This window comes from Okeania sp. SIO3I5 (assembly GCF_010672085.1).
Taxonomy (GTDB): Bacteria; Cyanobacteriota; Cyanobacteriia; order Cyanobacteriales; family Microcoleaceae; genus Trichodesmium.
The window spans coordinates 1-17743 of the sequence record NZ_JAAHHT010000196.1 but is presented as its reverse complement, the minus strand read 5'-3'; the positions used below and the strand labels follow the sequence as shown (position 1 = coordinate 17743).

The window sequence follows — 17743 nt, the reverse complement described above, 5'->3', positions numbered from 1 at the left end:
TTCATAAGCTAAACGTTGATATGCCCTTGACAAGCTAGGAGCATTTTGTTATTGTAAAAGTCAACACAGGGGGAGGACATCACCTCTGTCAAAACAGCGGTCAGGGCTTCCCTGGCTGAAGAATCCCGCGTTGTCCCGTAAGGGCAACGTCGGGAGTATGTCAAACCTAGTAATATCATGTCCGCTAGTATCGGAGAGTGTAAACCAAAGGGTGAATATCTAGAGGAAATTTAAGTTCTTTCGGGGTTAATACCCTTAATTCCAAGATAAATCAAGCTTTCATCCCAAATTTCTGAATTCTAAATTCTCGCATTCTAAATTCTGAATTCTTACCCTTTTACAATACCGATGCTACCGGACATGATATAATTCATCTTCCGTAACTAAATCGGTTGAATACTTTGCTTGAATTCCACTTAAATAAAGAACCACAAGCTACGGGAGTCCGTCCTGCTGCGGCACTCCACAACTCCAATGCCACATCCTCCAAACTTTGCCCATCAGCTTGAAGCATCCTTGAAATCATGCCAATTTTTCCAAAACTCCAAAATAAACCTGCTTCGAGCAAATAAGGTTCATTAGTTTCAGCGTGTACCCGGAAGTCATATAAAGAATAATCGCGACAACCCAATGCAATATGAGCTGTTTTAGCTGCATTTGCCAGTTTCTCAAATAACTCTGGGGCAACATTTGCCGGACAAATTGGCTTTGCTATAGGTTTCTCAGGTTGCGATCCAGGAGTGCCGTCTGATTGCAGTTCCAACTTATCATGTACAGTTCTAATAGGGTGTTCTTCTGTGACTAAATACTCTATCATCGGCAGCACTTGCAATTCACTCTCGCCCTCAAGCACAGCTACACGCAATTCCCTTCCAGGAATATAATCTTCAACTAATAATGTATCATCTAATTCAAACCCCTTATCCAATGCTGCCTCTATCTGAGATTCATCCCACACCAATGTCACCCCTAAAGAATTATCTTCCGAGGTTGGTTTCACAATAAAAGGAGGCTCCATTTTTAAAGTATCTCCTCGCCTTAGTTGCTGCGCCTTAGCTACTTGTACTCCAGATGCCGAAACTACACTCCGTGTTTGAGCTTTGTTAGTTGCGAGTGCCGTACAATGGGATGGCGATCCGACTACGGGGATACCAAGCAGATCCTCAAAAAATGCTCGGAAACTTGTCATCCCAGGAAAGCAGAACATATGGGGAACTACAACATCAATTTGAGGTAGTCGTGGAATCATATCCTGAAGAGACATTTTCTCGGACAATGAATCTAAAGATGTTCCTAACTGCCAAAAACCGTCAGGATGTGCCACTGCATAATAACTATTGACACCGACTGGTTGGACTACTTCTTTGGCATAGAGTATTGATAGGTTGTAGTAGAAGTTGGAAACACGGGAACCTGCCAGGTGCAATACCCGCAATGTAGCCATTGTGGCTGAGGACAAGGGTTGATTTTGATTAATTACTTCTAATTTCATAACTAATTATTCTCTATTGTTCTGCTAATTCAATAGTAACTTTAATTGTTAGTCCAGAAATATTAATTTTGATTAATTCAGGACTTATATCATGTCCGGTTGAAAAGTTATAAATAATTAGGGAGGAGTCAGGAGACAGGAGACAGGAGACAGGAGGGAATAAGAGGAAGTTTTAAGGTATAAAGAGGAGCAAGTTTTTTTATCACGCTCTTATCCGGACATGATATTACGCAAATTCTTAGACAATACGCTATCCATAGAGGGCGAATGCCATAGAGGGCGAATGCCATAGAGTAGAGGGCGAATGGCATTCGCCCCTACATATGGGGATTCTACGTAAGTCCTGATTAATTAACCCCAGTTTAGGGACGTTGGATGTAATGTCCCTACACCCAATAAATTTTCCATCAAATTATCAAGAACCTTACCAAAGTCTATAGATTAATATTTTCCGAGAAAATCATCCAACCTTTGCTCGCACATTGTATTTCATGTCACGAATATCGCACATATTTCCAAAAGCGGTGAGAATTTTACGCGGTGGTTGAGTATTGAGGCGACAGTGAGCAACCTGTAGGTTATCTATTACTAAAATGTCTCCTTTTCTCCACGGAAATACTGCAGCATTTTTCCATTCAGCTTTCCCGAATTCTTTTGCCTCTGCCTCTGTCATTTTCGTATTGTTTCCTTCTTCATTAACCAAGTACATATTTAGCGTACTGCTTTGTTGTTGGGAATTGTCGATCGCTGTTGCTGTTAATGTTTGCCCTTCTTCTAAAGTTTTATATAATTTAGAAGGCAGGAACTTGTAATAAAATCTTTTTCTCAATGGATAGCGTTGGGCAACAATTCGATACCATTCCCTAGTCACTAAAGAATCACAAGTGGTAAGACAAAAGCACAGTTTGCCAGTTCTCGGGTGAGCGAACAGAGGAATGTAAGAACATTCAAAATCAAGAGAACCATCAGCTCTCCAGTCAAAATCAAATCCTCCTTCTTGAAGCATTTTTGCGATTTCCTCTCGCGAGAGTTCCTCAAAAACAATTCCTAATAAATGATTGGGAACAAATCTCACATATTTCTGAGGTGAATTAGCGAATTTATGCTGTAAGTTAGGAGACAATTCGTTAAAGATTTTTTCTGTATTAATAATAGGAGTTTCGCCATATAACGATGGTTCAATTTGACAGAAAAAAGCTAAAAAATTTGGTCTCAATGGCACCATATTGAGTTCGTTGTGTGGAGGTATTATCGTATTCCCTGGTGCTTCAGAAGAGGTGAAAACTTGATCAGTTCTTCGCTCTCTTATAGCACTGCCAAAATAATAATTTGATGCCAATTTAACATTCAGTAGCTCTAAGATATTTTCAAATTGCGCTGCAGTTTCTACTTCAAATCCCCGGAATAATAGAGCACCGTAAGTATCTTGCTGTCTATTAAACCAGTCGCTATTTTGCCTGACTAATTCAGCAAGGGCAGTGAATGATTTTTCCTTGACTGGTTCTATGACTAGAGGCAGTTCTTTTTCGCACGTAGTAAAACTTTTTTCGTCATCCCGCAAAAATCGGAATCTAATATTTGATGACAGAATATTTGGGAGTTTTTCAATTGTTTGCATAGACTGAAAAATTGTTTTTTTTGTTTGTTTATTTGTGATTGCACTCTCGACTTTGACAAATTGACTCACTTAAATAAAGAACCGCAGGCAACGCGAGTCCGGTTAGCTGCCACACTCCACAGTTCCAAAGCCACATCCTCCAGATTTTGCCCATCAGCTTGAAGCATCCGTGAAATCATGCTAATTTTTCCAAAAGCCCAAAATAAGCCTGCCTCTAGCAAATATGGCTCATTGGTTTCGGCGTGTACCCGGAAGTCATACAAAGAATAATCCCGACAACCCAATGCAATATGAGCTGTTTTAGCTGCATTTGCCAGTTTCTCAAACAACTCTGGTTCAACATTTGCCGGACAAATTGGTTTGGCTACAGGTTTCTCAGGTTGCGATTCTGGGGTGCCGTCAGATTGGAGATCGTACTTATCATGTAGAGTTCTAATTGGATGTTCTTTAGTGACCAAATATTCTATCATTGGTGGCACCCACAACTTTCCCCCACTCTCAACCACGCCCACACGGACTTCTCTTCCAGGAATATAATCTTCAACTAACAAGGTTTCACCATGTTCAAACCCCACCCGCAATGCTTGTTGTATTTGAGCTTCATCCCAAACCAAGGTTACACCCAAAGAGTTATCTTCCGAAGTTGGTTTCACCACAAAGGGAGGCTTCATTGTTAAAGCCTCGCCCTGCCGTAGTTGCTGCGCCTTAGCTACTTGCACTCCAGATGCCGAAACAACGTTGCGTGTGTGAGCTTTGTTAGTTGCTAGTGACGTACAATGAGATGGCGAACCCACTACAGGTAGACTGAGCATATCCTCAAAAAATGCTCGGAAACTTGTCATGCCAGGAAAGCAGAACATATGGGGAACTACAACATCAATTTGAGGCAGTCGCGGAATCATGTCCTGAAGTGACATTTTCTCTGACAATGAATCTAAGGATATTCCTAACTGCCAAAAACCGTCAGGATGTACCACTGCATAATAACTGTTGACACCCACTGGTTGTACTACTTCTTTGGCATAGATTATTGATAAGTTGTAGTAGAAGTTGGAAACACGGGAACCTGCCAGGTGCAATACCCGCAATGTAGGCATTGTAGCTGAAGAGGAATGTTGATTTTGATTGATCGTTTCTAATTTCATAACTAAATTATTCTTTAGGGAACAGGGAACAGGGAACAGGGAATATAAGAATAGTCTTATAACTGTACCTAACTATCCTCAAAAATGCTGTCAACTTAATGAGAAGACTCAACTCCTGGATTGATAGCAGATGTACTTGAGATTGCTAAATACATTCCCCATAAAATTATCAAGAAACTTAGCAAAATGGATAGGTTAAGATTTTCCGAGAAAATTGCCCAACCTTCGATCGCACTCATAGCTGGAATAAATAATGCAACTAAGCTAGTAAACCCAGGAGATAATTTTTTCAGACAATAGGCCCACAGTCCGACACCTAGCATTTGACTACTAATAGCTTGAACAATGACTGCAAGCCAACCAGTTAATGAACTGGGAAAAAGTTGATTTTCAGCAATTAAAGCCACAGGTAAGAGCAATAAGGCACTCGTTATTGAAGACCAAGTCATAATTGTAACTGGATTTAAGTGAGTGCGAAGTTTCTGAACGACAAGTGGGTGTACACCAAAAAATACTGCTGAAAGTAAGGCTGCTAAATCTCCTAGTAGTTGATCGCTAATTCTGAATGAGAAAATCTCATTCACTTCTAACAAAGCAGAACCAGAAATTGCCACAAACATACCAAGTAGAAATCGGCGATCGAAGGTCTGACTCAAAGCCAACCATGCTCCTAAGACAGTAAAGATAGGCACCAAATTATGCATAATGCTAGAGTTAGCAACGCTTGTCTGAGTTAAAGACCAAGACCACAATATTAAACCAATAGATAACAGAACCCCATCTGCTATCAGTAGTTTAGCTCTGTTAACTAGATGGGGTTCGTTTGGTTCAGTTTCAGTTTCATTTTTTCGTTTTCGGCGACGCACTGTTAGCAACTGGTTCAATAACCCAAAAGCTATAGCTGCAATCCAAAAACGATTAAATATTGTCGCATTCGGACCAAGTTCATATTCGCTGAAACGGATGAGAATTGGTGTAAAAGATATACAAACCATGCTACCAAATAATGCAGCTAAGGAGTCTATCGGTAATAGTGATAATTGTTTGAATTGTAATACTCTAGCTTGATTGTTCATCTTTAGTCAGGGAATAGGGAATAGGGAATAGGGAATAGGGAATTAAATTCTTGATTTCATATCTTGAATTGGTTTTATTTTTGATTTTTGAAGTCAGGGAATAGGGAATATAAAACTCAATACACAATAACTTACTATAATTTTATTCTTTACTCAAGTTTTTAGGCTTAATCAAAAAATCAGAAATCCCATAAACAATAAACCCTGCTGCCATACCAGGCAAGACTTCATAAATAGCACTTGATAGGTTAAGTCCTAACTTCCAGATCATGGAAACAATTATACCAATAATCATCATTGTTATTGCCACTGGAACAGTTACAGGTTTTTGCCATACCCGCAATACCAATAATGGACCGTTACCACAAGCTAAAACTGACCAAGAGAAAATCACCAAATCAAATACATTTTTATTTCCTGTTAGAGCGATCGCTAACACAATCACAGTAACAAGTAGGGTGGCAATTTTAACTTTGCCATAAGAGTGAGCTGCACTGGGAACTAAATCTTGACTGAGAGCTGCAGAACATGATAATACTTGGGAATCTGCTGTGGAAATAGTTGCAGAAGAAAGTCCTGCTAGCATTAATCCTACTAAAACTGCTGGCAATAATTCTATCGATAAATATGGTAATGCTAACTCTGGGTCACTTGATATCATTAAGTCTGGCAACAACGCTCTTGTAGTTAATCCTATACCAAAAGCTGCAGCATAAATCATAGCACTGCAAACAAATTTTATATTAAGAGCTAAAGACATACACACCAATAAACACATATCCACTCTCAGTTGTTGCCATAGCTGATAGTGCTGTTAACCAGGGATTGACATTTCTACTGGCGAGTAAGTAATCTGTTGTTGTGTTTTGTTTTTGGGTTGCGGAGTAAATGCCTACTACTGTAAATGATAGCAAAAAGGCAATAAATGTTATCGCAATCCAAATTTGTTTTTCCATAAAAATTGCTATTCCCTATTCCCTCCTAAATTAGCAATTCCATAAACAATAAACCCTGCTGCCATACCGGGCAATATTTCATAAATAGCACTTGATAGGTTAAGTCCTAAATTCCAAACTATGGAAACGACTATACCAGTAATCATCATTGTTATTGCTACTGGCAAACTTACAGGTTTCTGCCATACCCGCAATACTAATAACGGACCTAAACTACAAGCTAAAATTGACCAAGAGAAAATTACCAAACCAAATACACTATTGTCTGCTGCGAGGGCGATCGCTAATACAATAGCGGTAACAATCAGGGTAGCAATTTTTGCCTTTCTATAAGAGTGAGCTGCACTAGGAACTAAATCTTGACTTAGTGCGGCAGAACATGATAAAATTTGAGAGTCTGCTGTCGAAATAGCTGCCGCAAAAAGTCCTGCTAGCATCAACCCTACTAAAACTGCTGGCAATAATTCTATAGATAAATTCGGTAATGCCAACTCTGGATCTCCAGATGTCATTAAGTTAGGCAACAATACTCTTGCAGTTAATCCTATACCAAAAGCTGCAGCAGCATTCATTTGAGCGAAAACAAATTTTATGTTACGAGCTAAGGTCATATTATCTGCAGAGTTAATTGCCATTCCTCTCACTAATATATGAGGTTGACCAACGACACCCAACCCTGCCACCAACCATCCCAAAAAATAAGGAAAAAATCCCCAAGGTAAATCAGGAGGTATCCAATTTGTGAGGGTAGAGTCAATGGTATTGAGTTTGACCCAAAGTTCTCCAAAACCTCCACAGGCAATTAAACTTACTATAAATAAGATCCATAAAGATCCTATCATTAAAACTGCCTGCACGGAGTCAGTCCAGATAGAAGCACGGATACCTCCTGAAAAACAGTAGGCAACCACAATTACAGCTCCAATAATAATCCCTAGTTGATAGTTCCAACCAAATATTGCATTTAGTCCTTTGCTTGCTGCTACCAGTTGAGCGGAGGCATAAGTACCAAGAAATGCTATAATAATTAATGCTGAAATTATTGTAATCAAGCGCCCTTGATTTTTTGGCCCCAGATTTTCTTGACCTAAGAATGAGGAAACTGTATCTGAGTTTGTTTGCTGAGAAACTAACCTTAACCTTTTGAATGTTAACCACCAAGCAATGTAGTCTCCTATTGCCCAGGCGACAGGTATCCAAATAGAAGAAAATCCCTCTTTGTAGGTAACACCAATCACACCAATAAACATATACCCACTATGACCTGTTGCCATCGCTGATAGTGCTGTCAACCAGGGATTGACATTTCTACTGGCAAGTAAATAATCAGTTGTGGTGTTTTGTTTTTTGGTTGCGGAATAAATACCTACTACTGTAAATGATAGTAAAAAGGCAATGAATGTTATCGCAATCCAAATTTGTTTTTCCATAAAAATAGTTTTTAAATAGATTTTTTTAAATTAATAATTAATAATTAATAATTAATAATTAGGGTTTGCTGAATAAAGTCTTTTGGTAAGATTAGGAGTCAGGAAAAATAAGAATTATAGAGGAGGTAGGAGTCAGCGTTGTCCCTTAAAATCACCCCCTCGTCTGCACAAAATCCTAACTTTTTGAGCTTTTTAGACCGAAAATCTTACACTTTTTTTGAATGAGTAATTGATAATTAGAGATAGTTTTTATTATCAATTATCCACAGGACTTACGCAAAGAAACCCGGTTTCTACGATAAATCATTGTTTTTGACAATAAACATCTACGAGAAACCGGGTTTCTGGGTTCGCATGGCTTTAGTCCTGATCCATTATCAATTATCCATTATTCATTATCAATTATTTAATCTCCTCCTAATTCTACCAGTTTCCCGATATTAAAGTCGATTCTCATCCACCCCTTTAATTTTTGTAGATTACCTAATAAAAGTAAAGGAATTTGCCAGTGGTGTACCATCAAAAATGGTAAGGGGTCACTAACTTGAAAAATACCATCTGTTCCTTGATTAATTTTTTGCATCCAAGCTTTGAATTGCTCTAATGATCTAATGCCTGTCAGTCTCCATAATTCATGGTAAGTCCAATAAGTAGGTTTAGTATTTGCCAGTGGTATTAGTGAAGTTTCATTTTCATTTTGACTATCTTTTAAATAAGCATCTGCTACCCCTGGATGGTCGTGAAAAGTTGTAATAGCTGAGTGAGTTCTGGGGTTACATTCTATGGGAAAAACTCGACCATCTTCTGTCTGAATAAAATCAAAGGAAATTTGCCCAGTAATATTTAATTCTCTAACAAATTTTTCAACCCAATCATAAATTTGGGGATTATCAACATGGTCATAATTTACTTGAAATTCTGATGATTCGCAACAGCAATACAGTCTAATTTTCCCTTTTCTAACAGTGCTATGGGTACAATATTCTTTGCCTTTAACAAACTCTTGCATAATCCAGGGTTTCTCTTCGCTAATAGGCAAATTTCTAACAAATTGCTTCATTTCTGATTGAGAACTCATAGGCAATTTTGTCATATCTAAACGACGCACTGAGTCGTAAGGAATGCTTTTAAGAATATATTTACTCCCATCCGCAGCAAAGTCAAAATTGAGAATTTGTTCTGGGTCTGTAATTAAAAATGATTTAGGTACAGATAAACCAAAACTTTTAGCTTTTTCGATAAATGTAAACTTATTATCTAACATTTGAGTAATCTCAGCATCAAAGTGCAAGACTTCACAATATTCAGATAAAAGTGGTTTGGCTAAAGATTCATAGTAGCTTCCTACTGGACTAGATACCGGGATAAATACATCTATATTTTCTTTTTTGACAATTTCTAATAATCCCTGGCAATAACCATCCCAATCTTTTTGGGGATTCGGTACAGTATAGAAACCTGCAACGGCGTTAGAAAATCTATTTCCTGATAACCAATATTTATTTGTTTCTAATAGAAAAGCTTTGTGACCTGCTGCATGAAATGAACGGGCAAGTTGCAAAGATTTTGTCATTTTTGCACCCGTGATTAAGATGTTTTTGGGATTTTCTACTACTATTTTTTTTGAAAATAGTAGACTTATAAAATTCCAGAGCAGTGAAGGTATTACCTTCAATAAATTGAATGGTAGAAGAACGAATAATAGCGCAAAAGTTCCGATATTTTGGAACAGTGCATAAGCACGCACTCGAACAAATAATATTAGTGCCATGTTAGTAGTTTTATAAAGACATTACTTTAAACAATATAGTTATTTAACTTTATATTGAGACAAAGCTTTCTTGCTATGAGGGAATTTCAGACGAAAAAACGTCTCATATTTAAGTTAAACTACTATAACTGTTGAGCAGCTTTAGGTTTTTGACAGGGAAGAAACTTTATTAATTTTAAATTACCAAATGGTAATTAATTTTTCATAGAGAAAATATTAATATTTTCTCTATGAAGGTTGTCTCATGCAGACTTTAGTTAAGTAAGTGGATTGTTATTGTCATCCACCAAAATCACTTTCGGACGATATAAAAGTGCCTCATCTTCTGTCATTTGAGCGTAGGCAATAATTATTATTTCGTCGCCGACAGAATTCATTCTAGCAGCAGGGCCATTGAGACAAATTGTTCGGCTACCCCATTCACCAAGAATAGTATATGTTTCCAGTCGGGAACCATTATTAACATTAACTACTTGTACTTTTTCATGGACAAGAATACCGGCAGTTTTCAGTAGTTCTTCGTCAATGGTAATGGAACCTTCATAGTATAATTCTGCTTCAGTTACTTTAACTCTATGGAGTTTGCTCTTCAAGGTTGTAATTAACATTTTATTTGGCTCCGAAAAATTGGCATAATTTTACCTAAACAAGAGAAATTTCACCCAAGGATAGAGGAATTATATCATGTCCAGTAGCATCGGTATTGTATGCAAAGGTAGGGAACACTTAACTGGGAGGAATACTTAAGAGCAAGAAAAAAAACTTAAATTTCCTGTAGATATTCACCTTGTGGAATAGACATCTTGCCTGTTTGTGGAATAGACATCTTGCCTGTTTGTGGAATAGACATCTTGTCTGTTTGTGGAATAGGCATCTTGCCTGTTTGTGGAATAGGCATCTTGCCTGTTTGTGGAATAGGCATCTTGCCTGTGCCAGTTTACACAAACGATACCAGCGGGCATGATATTTTTATCCTTCGATAATTGGGCGTTGGTAAAGCGCGTGTATGATATTAATCTTAATTACTTAGGAGTCAGGAGTCAGGAGAGAAGAAAGAAGAAAAAAGAGGAATAGAAGGAGAAAGTTTTTTGTCGCGTAAAGGTCACGGAGTTCTCTTACGCTATTCAATACAATATGATATCATACCTCAAATTACCAACGCCGATAATTGCTACTTTCGCCTAATAATAGTTAGACCATCTCGTAAAGGTAGTAAAACTTGTTCAACCCTAGGATCTTCTGTAACAAAGCGATTAAATTCAGCGATCGCTTCTCCATTAGGAGTACGTTTTTCTTCTGGGAGATAAGGTTGCCCTTGAAGTAAAGTATTATCAACACAAATAAATCCATTTGCTGTCAATAAACTTGTATCTAAGAGCATTTTCAAATATTCGATATACTCTTTTTTATCAGCATCAATAAATACTAAATCAAAAGTTTCTCCTGCATCTGCCAACTTTTTCATAGTTTCCAAAGCTGGTGCAACTTCCACTGATATTTTACTACCAGCAGGAGACTTTTCAAAACAAGCTCTAGCAAAGTCAGCTACATATTGATCGACTTCACAGGCAACCATCCGTCCATCTTCTGGCAACGCTTCCGCCATTGCCAACGCTGAATACCCAGTAAACATTCCTATTTCCAGGATACGTTTTGCCCCAGTCATATAGACAAACATTTTTAAAGTTTGTCCCTCAATATGCCCAGATAACATTTCCTGTTCTAGTTGACGTACAGTCTCACTATTGGAAAATCTTAAATGCCAGGGTTCTTGGCGAGTCTTTTCTGCTAATGCTGCCAAGGCAGTTGACTCTTGAGTAGTATTTTCCTCTATATAGGGATCGATACCGGCTCCTAATTGATAAGCTTGTTTAATAGCTTCAGCTAGTTCTGATGGTATTTCTGTAGTTTCTGCCATCTTGACAATTGTTTCAAGTTGCTCTACTAAAATACCCAATGGTGTAACTGGTCTAGCGGTTTCTGTTTTCACAACGGTTGTCATTTCAGTTATCAGTTATCAGTTATCAGTTATCAGTACCTCTTATTGAATTAGGAGGCACGCGAAAATCCTAATTTTCCTTGATCTTGGTCGATTATATGGCGTTTCCCGGAGCGACTCTGCATTCTTCTGGAAACTTCGCCATCCCACCCTAGGTCAAGCTCCGCTTCATGTTGTGAGCAGCCGTTAACGTAGTTGTGCGCTAGCTAAACGACTGTTTTTTATTGCCTTGAAAGGGGAAGCTATTGACCTGATTTTTTGGTCATTTTTTTATTCTCAGGACTTACGCATAACCCCCATATCTAGTAGGGGCGATTCGCTTAATTAGTAGCATTCCGCAGGAAATCGCCTCTACAGGTGGTGTACGATTAGATATTTTTCGTAAGTCCTGATTCTATTAAATCAAATCTACTTGCTTTTTGCTTCGGAGTGTTACAAGAAACCGGGTTTATGGGAGACGGGCACTTCATATAAACCCGGTTTCTCTGCAAAAGTGCTATAATTTAGTTCTGCCAAGAATTGAACTTCTGAATTCTAAATTCAGAATTCTACTCCAGACCTAAGTCACTCAAATACATTTCTTCGCCTTTTCCTTCACCAGGTAAAGAAGCACAAAAACGCTTATGTTCCTCAACAGCAGATATTAATAAGTCTGGAGGCACTTCACCAGCAAAACCACAAGAACCAATACCTGTAGGCAAAGGTGCCCATAATCCACTACTACCGCGCTTGCGACGTATATTTTTCTGACCTTTAAGCATTAAGTCTGTATCTTCAATAATAGGATGGTAAACTGACAAACCTATAGAAGTACACAATGCAACTATTCGGTTGCGTTCGGCTTCATTTATCCAACCCATCTCTAATGCTAAAGTAGCTCCAAAAGCCATACCAACACCTACAGCATGACCGTGCATCAGCTTCGCTACTGGCTCAAAACGAGGACTCCAGGTGTGACCATAAGCGTGAGGTCTGTCTTGATAGGTCTCGAACATATTTGTTCCTTCATGCTTCATGTAGGAATACAAAGCACGATAAATCACCTCATCAGCTACTTTTTCCAATTCTTCATCCGCATCAATGTTAGCAAAATGAGTATCCACTAAACGCTGACCATATTTTTCCATCAGCTCAAACAATATTGGATCATCGGTAACTGCCATTTTGATGATTTCTGCCATCCCATTGCGAATATGACCTTTTGGCAGGGTACGGAATAAAGTACGGTCTACAATAGTTAGCACAGGAGGGTGGTAAGCACCAATACCATTCTTAAATAGATTACCATTCGTACAGGTACGAGGGGATGGTCCGGCATCAATAGCTGCAACAATTGAACTTCCAATCATCACATAAGGCGTCCGTCGGTGCTGCAAACTGCAAGCTAAACCTGCAACATCGCTTAGTACACCACCTCCAATTATCAAAACAGGTTCGTTACGGGATACATCACACCCATCTTTACCCAAGAATGCTAATATTTTATGGACTGTATCTGGAGTCTTGTCTGACTCCCAAGCACGACACACAAGAGCTTCTAGAGGAATCTCATTCTGCTTAAAGTAATCTCGCAGTGATTCTCCGTAAAGTTCATTTACTGTCTGATCCACAACTGCTACACACCGACCACGGGTTTTGTATATTTCAGCTAAAACAGGATTAGATGGGTCGAAAACTCTATCTACTAATCTTACTTCTGACTCGAGGGTAAATGTTGCAGAAATCTGGAATGAGCGACCATCCTCTACTGCCCTTATTTCTCCACGACCATCATACCATTCTGAGGTGCGATATTTTTCTGCATGATCGCGCCTAATACTTGGGTCAAATGTGAAGTCTGCTTTCTTAACTTCTTCAATGACTGCTACAGAAGTTGATATTGCGTTACTCATGATTGTATTTAGATAATTGTTTGCTTTGAAGTCTTGTCTGGTGTTATTGCACAACAAACTTTTGCACCTACACTTGAAGTCAGTATAGTAGCTTAATTTAACTTATTGAGATGAACACAAACTAGAGGGTTGGGCATTTCTTTAGAATAGTTTCTAAGAAGTTATTGAATGATAGTGTAATTATTTTTGTTGCTGCCTTATGCCTAAGTATTGACATATTAAGCATCACATTTACAGTTTACCACACTTTTATTTGCTTTTGCCAGGAAACTATTTTCTTTCAGGATTCATATAGAGATTCCTGAAAAATACAGAGATTAGCTCAGTTTTCTCCACACTAAACTTAATAATCTTCCTAAGTATAGAAGAGCGCATTATGCAATCGTTTTTTTACTGAAGCCCAAATTTGGTTCATTTTACTTACTATTGATAGCAAAACTGAACTGATGCTTATTGGTTTTCGCTGATTATTCTAGTTCTCCACACTTCTATAGTAGAAAGTTGCTCTTCTTCTTTCTCGTCTAACTTCCACTTTAGATTACAACCGTGATTCACGTTTTGATCTGGATTTAACGGTTCCTTGATAGTTATGGTGTTTAGCATAGTTGTCAAATCCTTGATTAATGACTAAATAACTTAGTGGGAGTTTTCATTGTACCAACGTCAATTTTATTGAATGATTAGATTAGAGTTGTTGGCTTTTCTAGTGCCGCTACGCGGAATTCAAAATTCAAAATTCATGCATTATTGGTTAGTAAGGCTTAAGGGATGCATGTAACTGGTCAGTTATTTCTGCCATCCTCCACTAGGGAGTTTACTATTTAATTATGCTTGAAGGCATACTAAACAAACAGTGTCATATTCCAATACCTAATACAGATAGAGGGGGTCGGAATTTATTGTTTGTATTCTTATGATATCAACTTTGGATTGGGCACAAATTTGTCAAATATTCAACGGAACAATTCATCATTTCATTACCAAAGTTTCATGATTCAGGTATTGGCATTGACATAAATCCTACCTGTTATTATCAACCAGCCGTCAAAACAGCTTCCTTAAAATTCCTCCCATTGATTTTTGGAGTTTATCTTTGGTCTCGTCTGCTAGTTTAACCCTAATTCCCAATCATTGTACTTAACATTTAGTTGACATTTGTTAACATTTATTAATTTGATATTAGTTTGATAAACTTTAAAAATAAAACTTATCTTAATAAGATATAATTATATTTTTTAAGTTTCATTGAAATATTATTAGAGCAGTTTCCGAAGTTATGAGGTACATATATTGTTGATATTTCTAGGAAATATGGATAATGGATAATTGACAATGGATAATGGATAATTGATAATTGATAATTACCTCTCGTTAAAATCGTGAGGGAATTGAATATAAGGAAATATCCTAGAACTTTTTTTCCTCTTTATTGGGGAGGCTTTTAACCTAAATTATTTAATTAATAATTATTAATTATTAATTCTTCGGTAAGAGTAATTTATGATAAAAATATGGTGAATCAAGAATATCTAGCTTTAATCAATCGTGGTGTAATTGCATGGAATGAATGGAAATATAAAAATATACATCTAAAACCAGATTTAACTGATGCTAATTTAAGATGTATTAATCTAGAAAGTATTAATTTTCAAGGAGTAAATTTAACAGGAGCTAATCTGTCTTTAGCTCAATTGGTTAATGCTAATTGTAGAGATGCTATTTTGACTTCAGCTCAACTAATTAATGCTAATCTAACTGCTATTAATCTTCAGGGTGCGAATTTAAACAATACTAATTTTATTTCTGCTGATCTAAGACTTGCTAATTTAATTGAAGCCGATTTAGTAAATGCAAATTTGGTTGGAACTGATCTACAAAATTCCAAGTGTAGATATGTTGATGGTACTTCAGCAAACCTGAGCAGAAGCAATTTAGCCAAAGCAGATTTAATGGAGGCTAACTTCAGTTATGCTAATTTTAGTTATGCTAATCTTTATGAAGCTGAATTAATTGGAGGTTATTTTTACCAAGCTAATTTGTACAAAGCTAATCTTATTAAAGCTCATTTAAGTGGGGTTTATTTATCAAATTCTTCTTTAAAAGAAGCAAATTTGTATAGAGCAGATTTGAGATTTGCTCAACTCAAAAAAGTTAATTTTCAAGATGCAAATTTGCAGGAAACTTATTGCCGAGGTACTAATCTAAGTCAGGCTATTTTAATTGGAGCAGATTTAAGAGGAGCAAATTTAAGAGGAGCTAACCTGAATAAAGCTAATCTGACTGATGCTTTGATTGATAATATTAACCTCGTAGACGCTAATCTTCACGAAACAATTATGCCTGATGGCAAAATTAATTAGGGTTTACGCTCAAAAGTCTTGTGGTAGCGATAGGAGTCAGGAATCAGGAGTCAGGAGTCAGGAGTCAGGAGAAATTGGAGTTTAGACGAGGTAGGAATAAGAATTGTTCCTCAATTTTTATGTCTTTGTCTGCCGAAAATACTAAATTTTTGAACCGCATTTTTTTCTCCCATATTACTTTTGAATTGTGAATTTTGAATTTTGAATTTTCCAAAGCAGACCAGATTTTTTCTCCTATATTAATGCATGAATTTTGAATTTTGAATTTTTTATTCCCTAGGACCTTCTAGTATTTCTTGTACCTCAATGTTAGTTTTACCTAAAATTCTTGCTATAGGTGGTATTAAAGTTTCCTCTACTGCTTTGCCAGCATAAATATCCTTGAGTTGTTCAGGAGAAACTTTGTGAATATCACAGAATTTAATAAACTCATGGCCACTAACTTGTAATTGTTCTTGTCTTTCCCGGAGTAGGAGAGCGATCGCCCTTGGTCCATATTTAGGTCGTTCTGCTAGAGCTATATATTTCTGCATCAAATCATTGACTTTGCTTCTTTTTCCTCCTACCCGTCGCAATAAATCTAGACAAGCTAACCTCAAAGCTTTGCGTAGTCTTTCCTGCTCATTCATAACTTCGAGCATTTCTTCAGCATACTCGGGTTTACAAATGCCCACTAATTCTCCATCATTTAAAATTGGCACATAGAAACCCATTCCACATTGCCAAGGTAATTCTTCTTTAGTAGTCATGCCTAAGTCCCCAACTTTTCTTTAACTCGCTAGAATTAGAGTAGTGTACTACCTTAATGCTTAGAACTTGGAAAGTACCTATCAATCTTGATTAACTCCCTTCCATACCATTCTGCTTTGTATTCTAGCTGTCTAACTATTTCTCCCCAGTTAGCATCACTGATAACCTTAGCTAACTTGTGGTTCTTGACCATATTTTTTACTGCCAAATCCTCAACTACTATCGTTTGGTTTTCTCTAATTAGTTGAGTGGTTAGCTTATGGGTATAGTCAAGCCTTGAATCTTTAATCTTGGCGTGTATCCTAGCTACTTTGAGTCGCGCTTTCTGATAGTTATTTGTTCCCTTGGTTTTTCTATCTAAAGACTTTAGCAGCTCACCTTAATTTTTTGTGTAGCTTATTCAGATTCTTTGGGTTAGCAATTTTTTCTCCATCACTGGTAGTAAGAAGACTGGTAATTCCTAAGTCAATCCCGATTTGTTTTTTGACTGGCTTAAGTTTCAAATCTCTAGTGTCATTAACTCTAACAGACACAGACCATCTACCAGAGGGGTTAAGTTTAACTATTATTGTTGTTGGGACACAGTTTTGTGGTAGTTGCCTACTCCATCTTATAGGTAATGGTTCTGCACATTTGGCTAAATAGACTTGGCCATCTGACCACTTAAATGCAGACTTTGTAAATTCAGCACTACCACCATTCCGCTTTTTCTTGAAGTTAGGATATTTAGTTCGTCCACTAAAAAAGTTAGTGAAAGCTGTTTGTAAATGTCTTAAGCTTTGCTGCAATGGAACACTGCTTACTTCTTTGAGGAAATCTAAATCTTCTTGTTTTTTCCAGTTCGTCAGCATAGCTGAGGTTTGTTTGTAGCCTACTCGTTCTTGGTGCTTATGCCAAGCTTGAGTTCTTGCTGCCAAAGCTTTGTTATAGACCAAGCGTACACAACCTATTGTTCTCCTCAACAAATTTTCCTGTTCTGGAGTCGGGTAAAACCTAAATTTGTAGGCTTTTTCAACCATTCACTGCTTACTTATTTAACTTTCCTGGCGGGAAGTCCCGCGCTCTCCATCCCCCCTAACCCCCCGTGCATAGGGGGGAGGGGGAGCGTCGGGATGAAAGCCAGGGCTAGGATTCGGATACCTTCATAAGCTAAACATTCATAGGCCCAAGACACAAGCTAGGAGAATTTTGTTATTATCAATGTCAACACAGGGGGAGGACATCACCTCTGTCATGCGCAGCGGTCAGGGTTTC

General features: G+C 37.6%; 15 protein-coding genes and 1 pseudogene. 1 reads left to right on the top strand and 15 read right to left on the bottom strand.

The features are described 5' to 3' along the window. Positions 1–370: 370 nt before the first annotated feature. The 13 genes from F6K40_RS30205 to F6K40_RS30145 form a co-directional block, all read right to left on the bottom strand. Positions 371–1492 carry a D-alanine--D-alanine ligase family protein gene (locus tag F6K40_RS30205; protein WP_293141252.1) on the bottom strand — a complete coding sequence of 374 codons (1122 nt, stop codon included), beginning with the start codon at positions 1490–1492 and terminating at the stop codon, positions 371–373. Between the two features lie 460 nt (positions 1493–1952). Further along, a complete protein-coding gene (locus F6K40_RS30200) occupies positions 1953–3110 on the bottom strand; it encodes a TauD/TfdA family dioxygenase (RefSeq protein WP_293141250.1) in 1158 nt (385 codons plus the stop codon). A gap of 65 nt (positions 3111–3175) precedes the next feature. Further along, positions 3176–4255 (bottom strand): D-alanine--D-alanine ligase family protein, encoded by a 1080-nt coding sequence (locus tag F6K40_RS30195; protein WP_293141248.1) that lies wholly within the window; start codon positions 4253–4255, stop codon positions 3176–3178. 95 nt (positions 4256–4350) lie between these two features. Next, positions 4351–5331, bottom strand: a complete 981-nt coding sequence (locus F6K40_RS30190) for a DMT family transporter (RefSeq protein WP_293141246.1) — start codon at positions 5329–5331, stop codon at positions 4351–4353. Positions 5332–5473: 142 nt separating this feature from the next. Continuing rightward, complete coding sequence (locus tag F6K40_RS30185; RefSeq protein ID WP_293141244.1) at positions 5474–6109, bottom strand: sodium:solute symporter family transporter; 636 nt, start codon at positions 6107–6109, stop codon at positions 5474–5476. Continuing rightward, positions 6075–6287, bottom strand: coding sequence for a hypothetical protein (locus F6K40_RS30180; protein ID WP_293141242.1), 213 nt, complete (start codon positions 6285–6287; stop codon positions 6075–6077). The genes F6K40_RS30185 and F6K40_RS30180 overlap by 35 nt, the downstream gene beginning before the upstream one ends. Before the next feature lie 8 nt (positions 6288–6295). Further along, complete coding sequence (locus tag F6K40_RS30175) at positions 6296–7717, bottom strand: sodium/proline symporter (RefSeq protein WP_293141240.1); 1422 nt, start codon at positions 7715–7717, stop codon at positions 6296–6298. Between the two features lie 406 nt (positions 7718–8123). Next, on the bottom strand, positions 8124–9488 hold the full coding sequence (locus F6K40_RS30170; RefSeq protein ID WP_293141238.1) for an ATP-grasp domain-containing protein: 1365 nt from the start codon (positions 9486–9488) through the stop codon (positions 8124–8126). Positions 9489–9745: 257 nt separating this feature from the next. Beyond that, on the bottom strand, positions 9746–10096 hold the full coding sequence (panD, locus tag F6K40_RS30165; RefSeq protein WP_293141236.1) for an aspartate 1-decarboxylase: 351 nt from the start codon (positions 10094–10096) through the stop codon (positions 9746–9748). A gap of 155 nt (positions 10097–10251) precedes the next feature. Further along, positions 10252–10410, bottom strand: a complete 159-nt coding sequence (locus tag F6K40_RS30160; RefSeq protein ID WP_293141234.1) for a hypothetical protein — start codon at positions 10408–10410, stop codon at positions 10252–10254. Positions 10411–10659: 249 nt separating this feature from the next. Continuing rightward, the gene (locus F6K40_RS30155) at positions 10660–11490 is read right to left on the bottom strand and encodes an O-methyltransferase (protein WP_293141232.1); all 831 of its coding nucleotides are present in this window, start codon (positions 11488–11490) and stop codon (positions 10660–10662) included. Between the two features lie 545 nt (positions 11491–12035). Further along, the gene (locus F6K40_RS30150) at positions 12036–13379 is read right to left on the bottom strand and encodes a sedoheptulose 7-phosphate cyclase (protein ID WP_293141230.1); all 1344 of its coding nucleotides are present in this window, start codon (positions 13377–13379) and stop codon (positions 12036–12038) included. Between the two features lie 450 nt (positions 13380–13829). After that, positions 13830–13982, bottom strand: coding sequence for a hypothetical protein (locus F6K40_RS30145; protein WP_293141228.1), 153 nt, complete (start codon positions 13980–13982; stop codon positions 13830–13832). Between the two features lie 908 nt (positions 13983–14890). Between F6K40_RS30145 and F6K40_RS30140 the strand changes: the two genes are divergently transcribed. After that, positions 14891–15739 carry a pentapeptide repeat-containing protein gene (locus F6K40_RS30140; RefSeq protein ID WP_293141226.1) on the top strand — a complete coding sequence of 283 codons (849 nt, stop codon included), beginning with the start codon at positions 14891–14893 and terminating at the stop codon, positions 15737–15739. 269 nt (positions 15740–16008) lie between these two features. Here F6K40_RS30140 and F6K40_RS30135 read toward each other — a convergent pair whose 3' ends face one another. Both F6K40_RS30135 and F6K40_RS30130 read right to left on the bottom strand, forming a co-directional pair. Next, positions 16009–16488, bottom strand: coding sequence for a hypothetical protein (locus F6K40_RS30135; RefSeq protein WP_293141224.1), 480 nt, complete (start codon positions 16486–16488; stop codon positions 16009–16011). A 59-nt stretch (positions 16489–16547) separates the two neighbouring features. Then, positions 16548–17508 (bottom strand): annotated as a pseudogene (locus tag F6K40_RS30130) (RNA-guided endonuclease InsQ/TnpB family protein); the annotation flags it as partial. Positions 17509–17743: the final 235 nt, after the last annotated feature.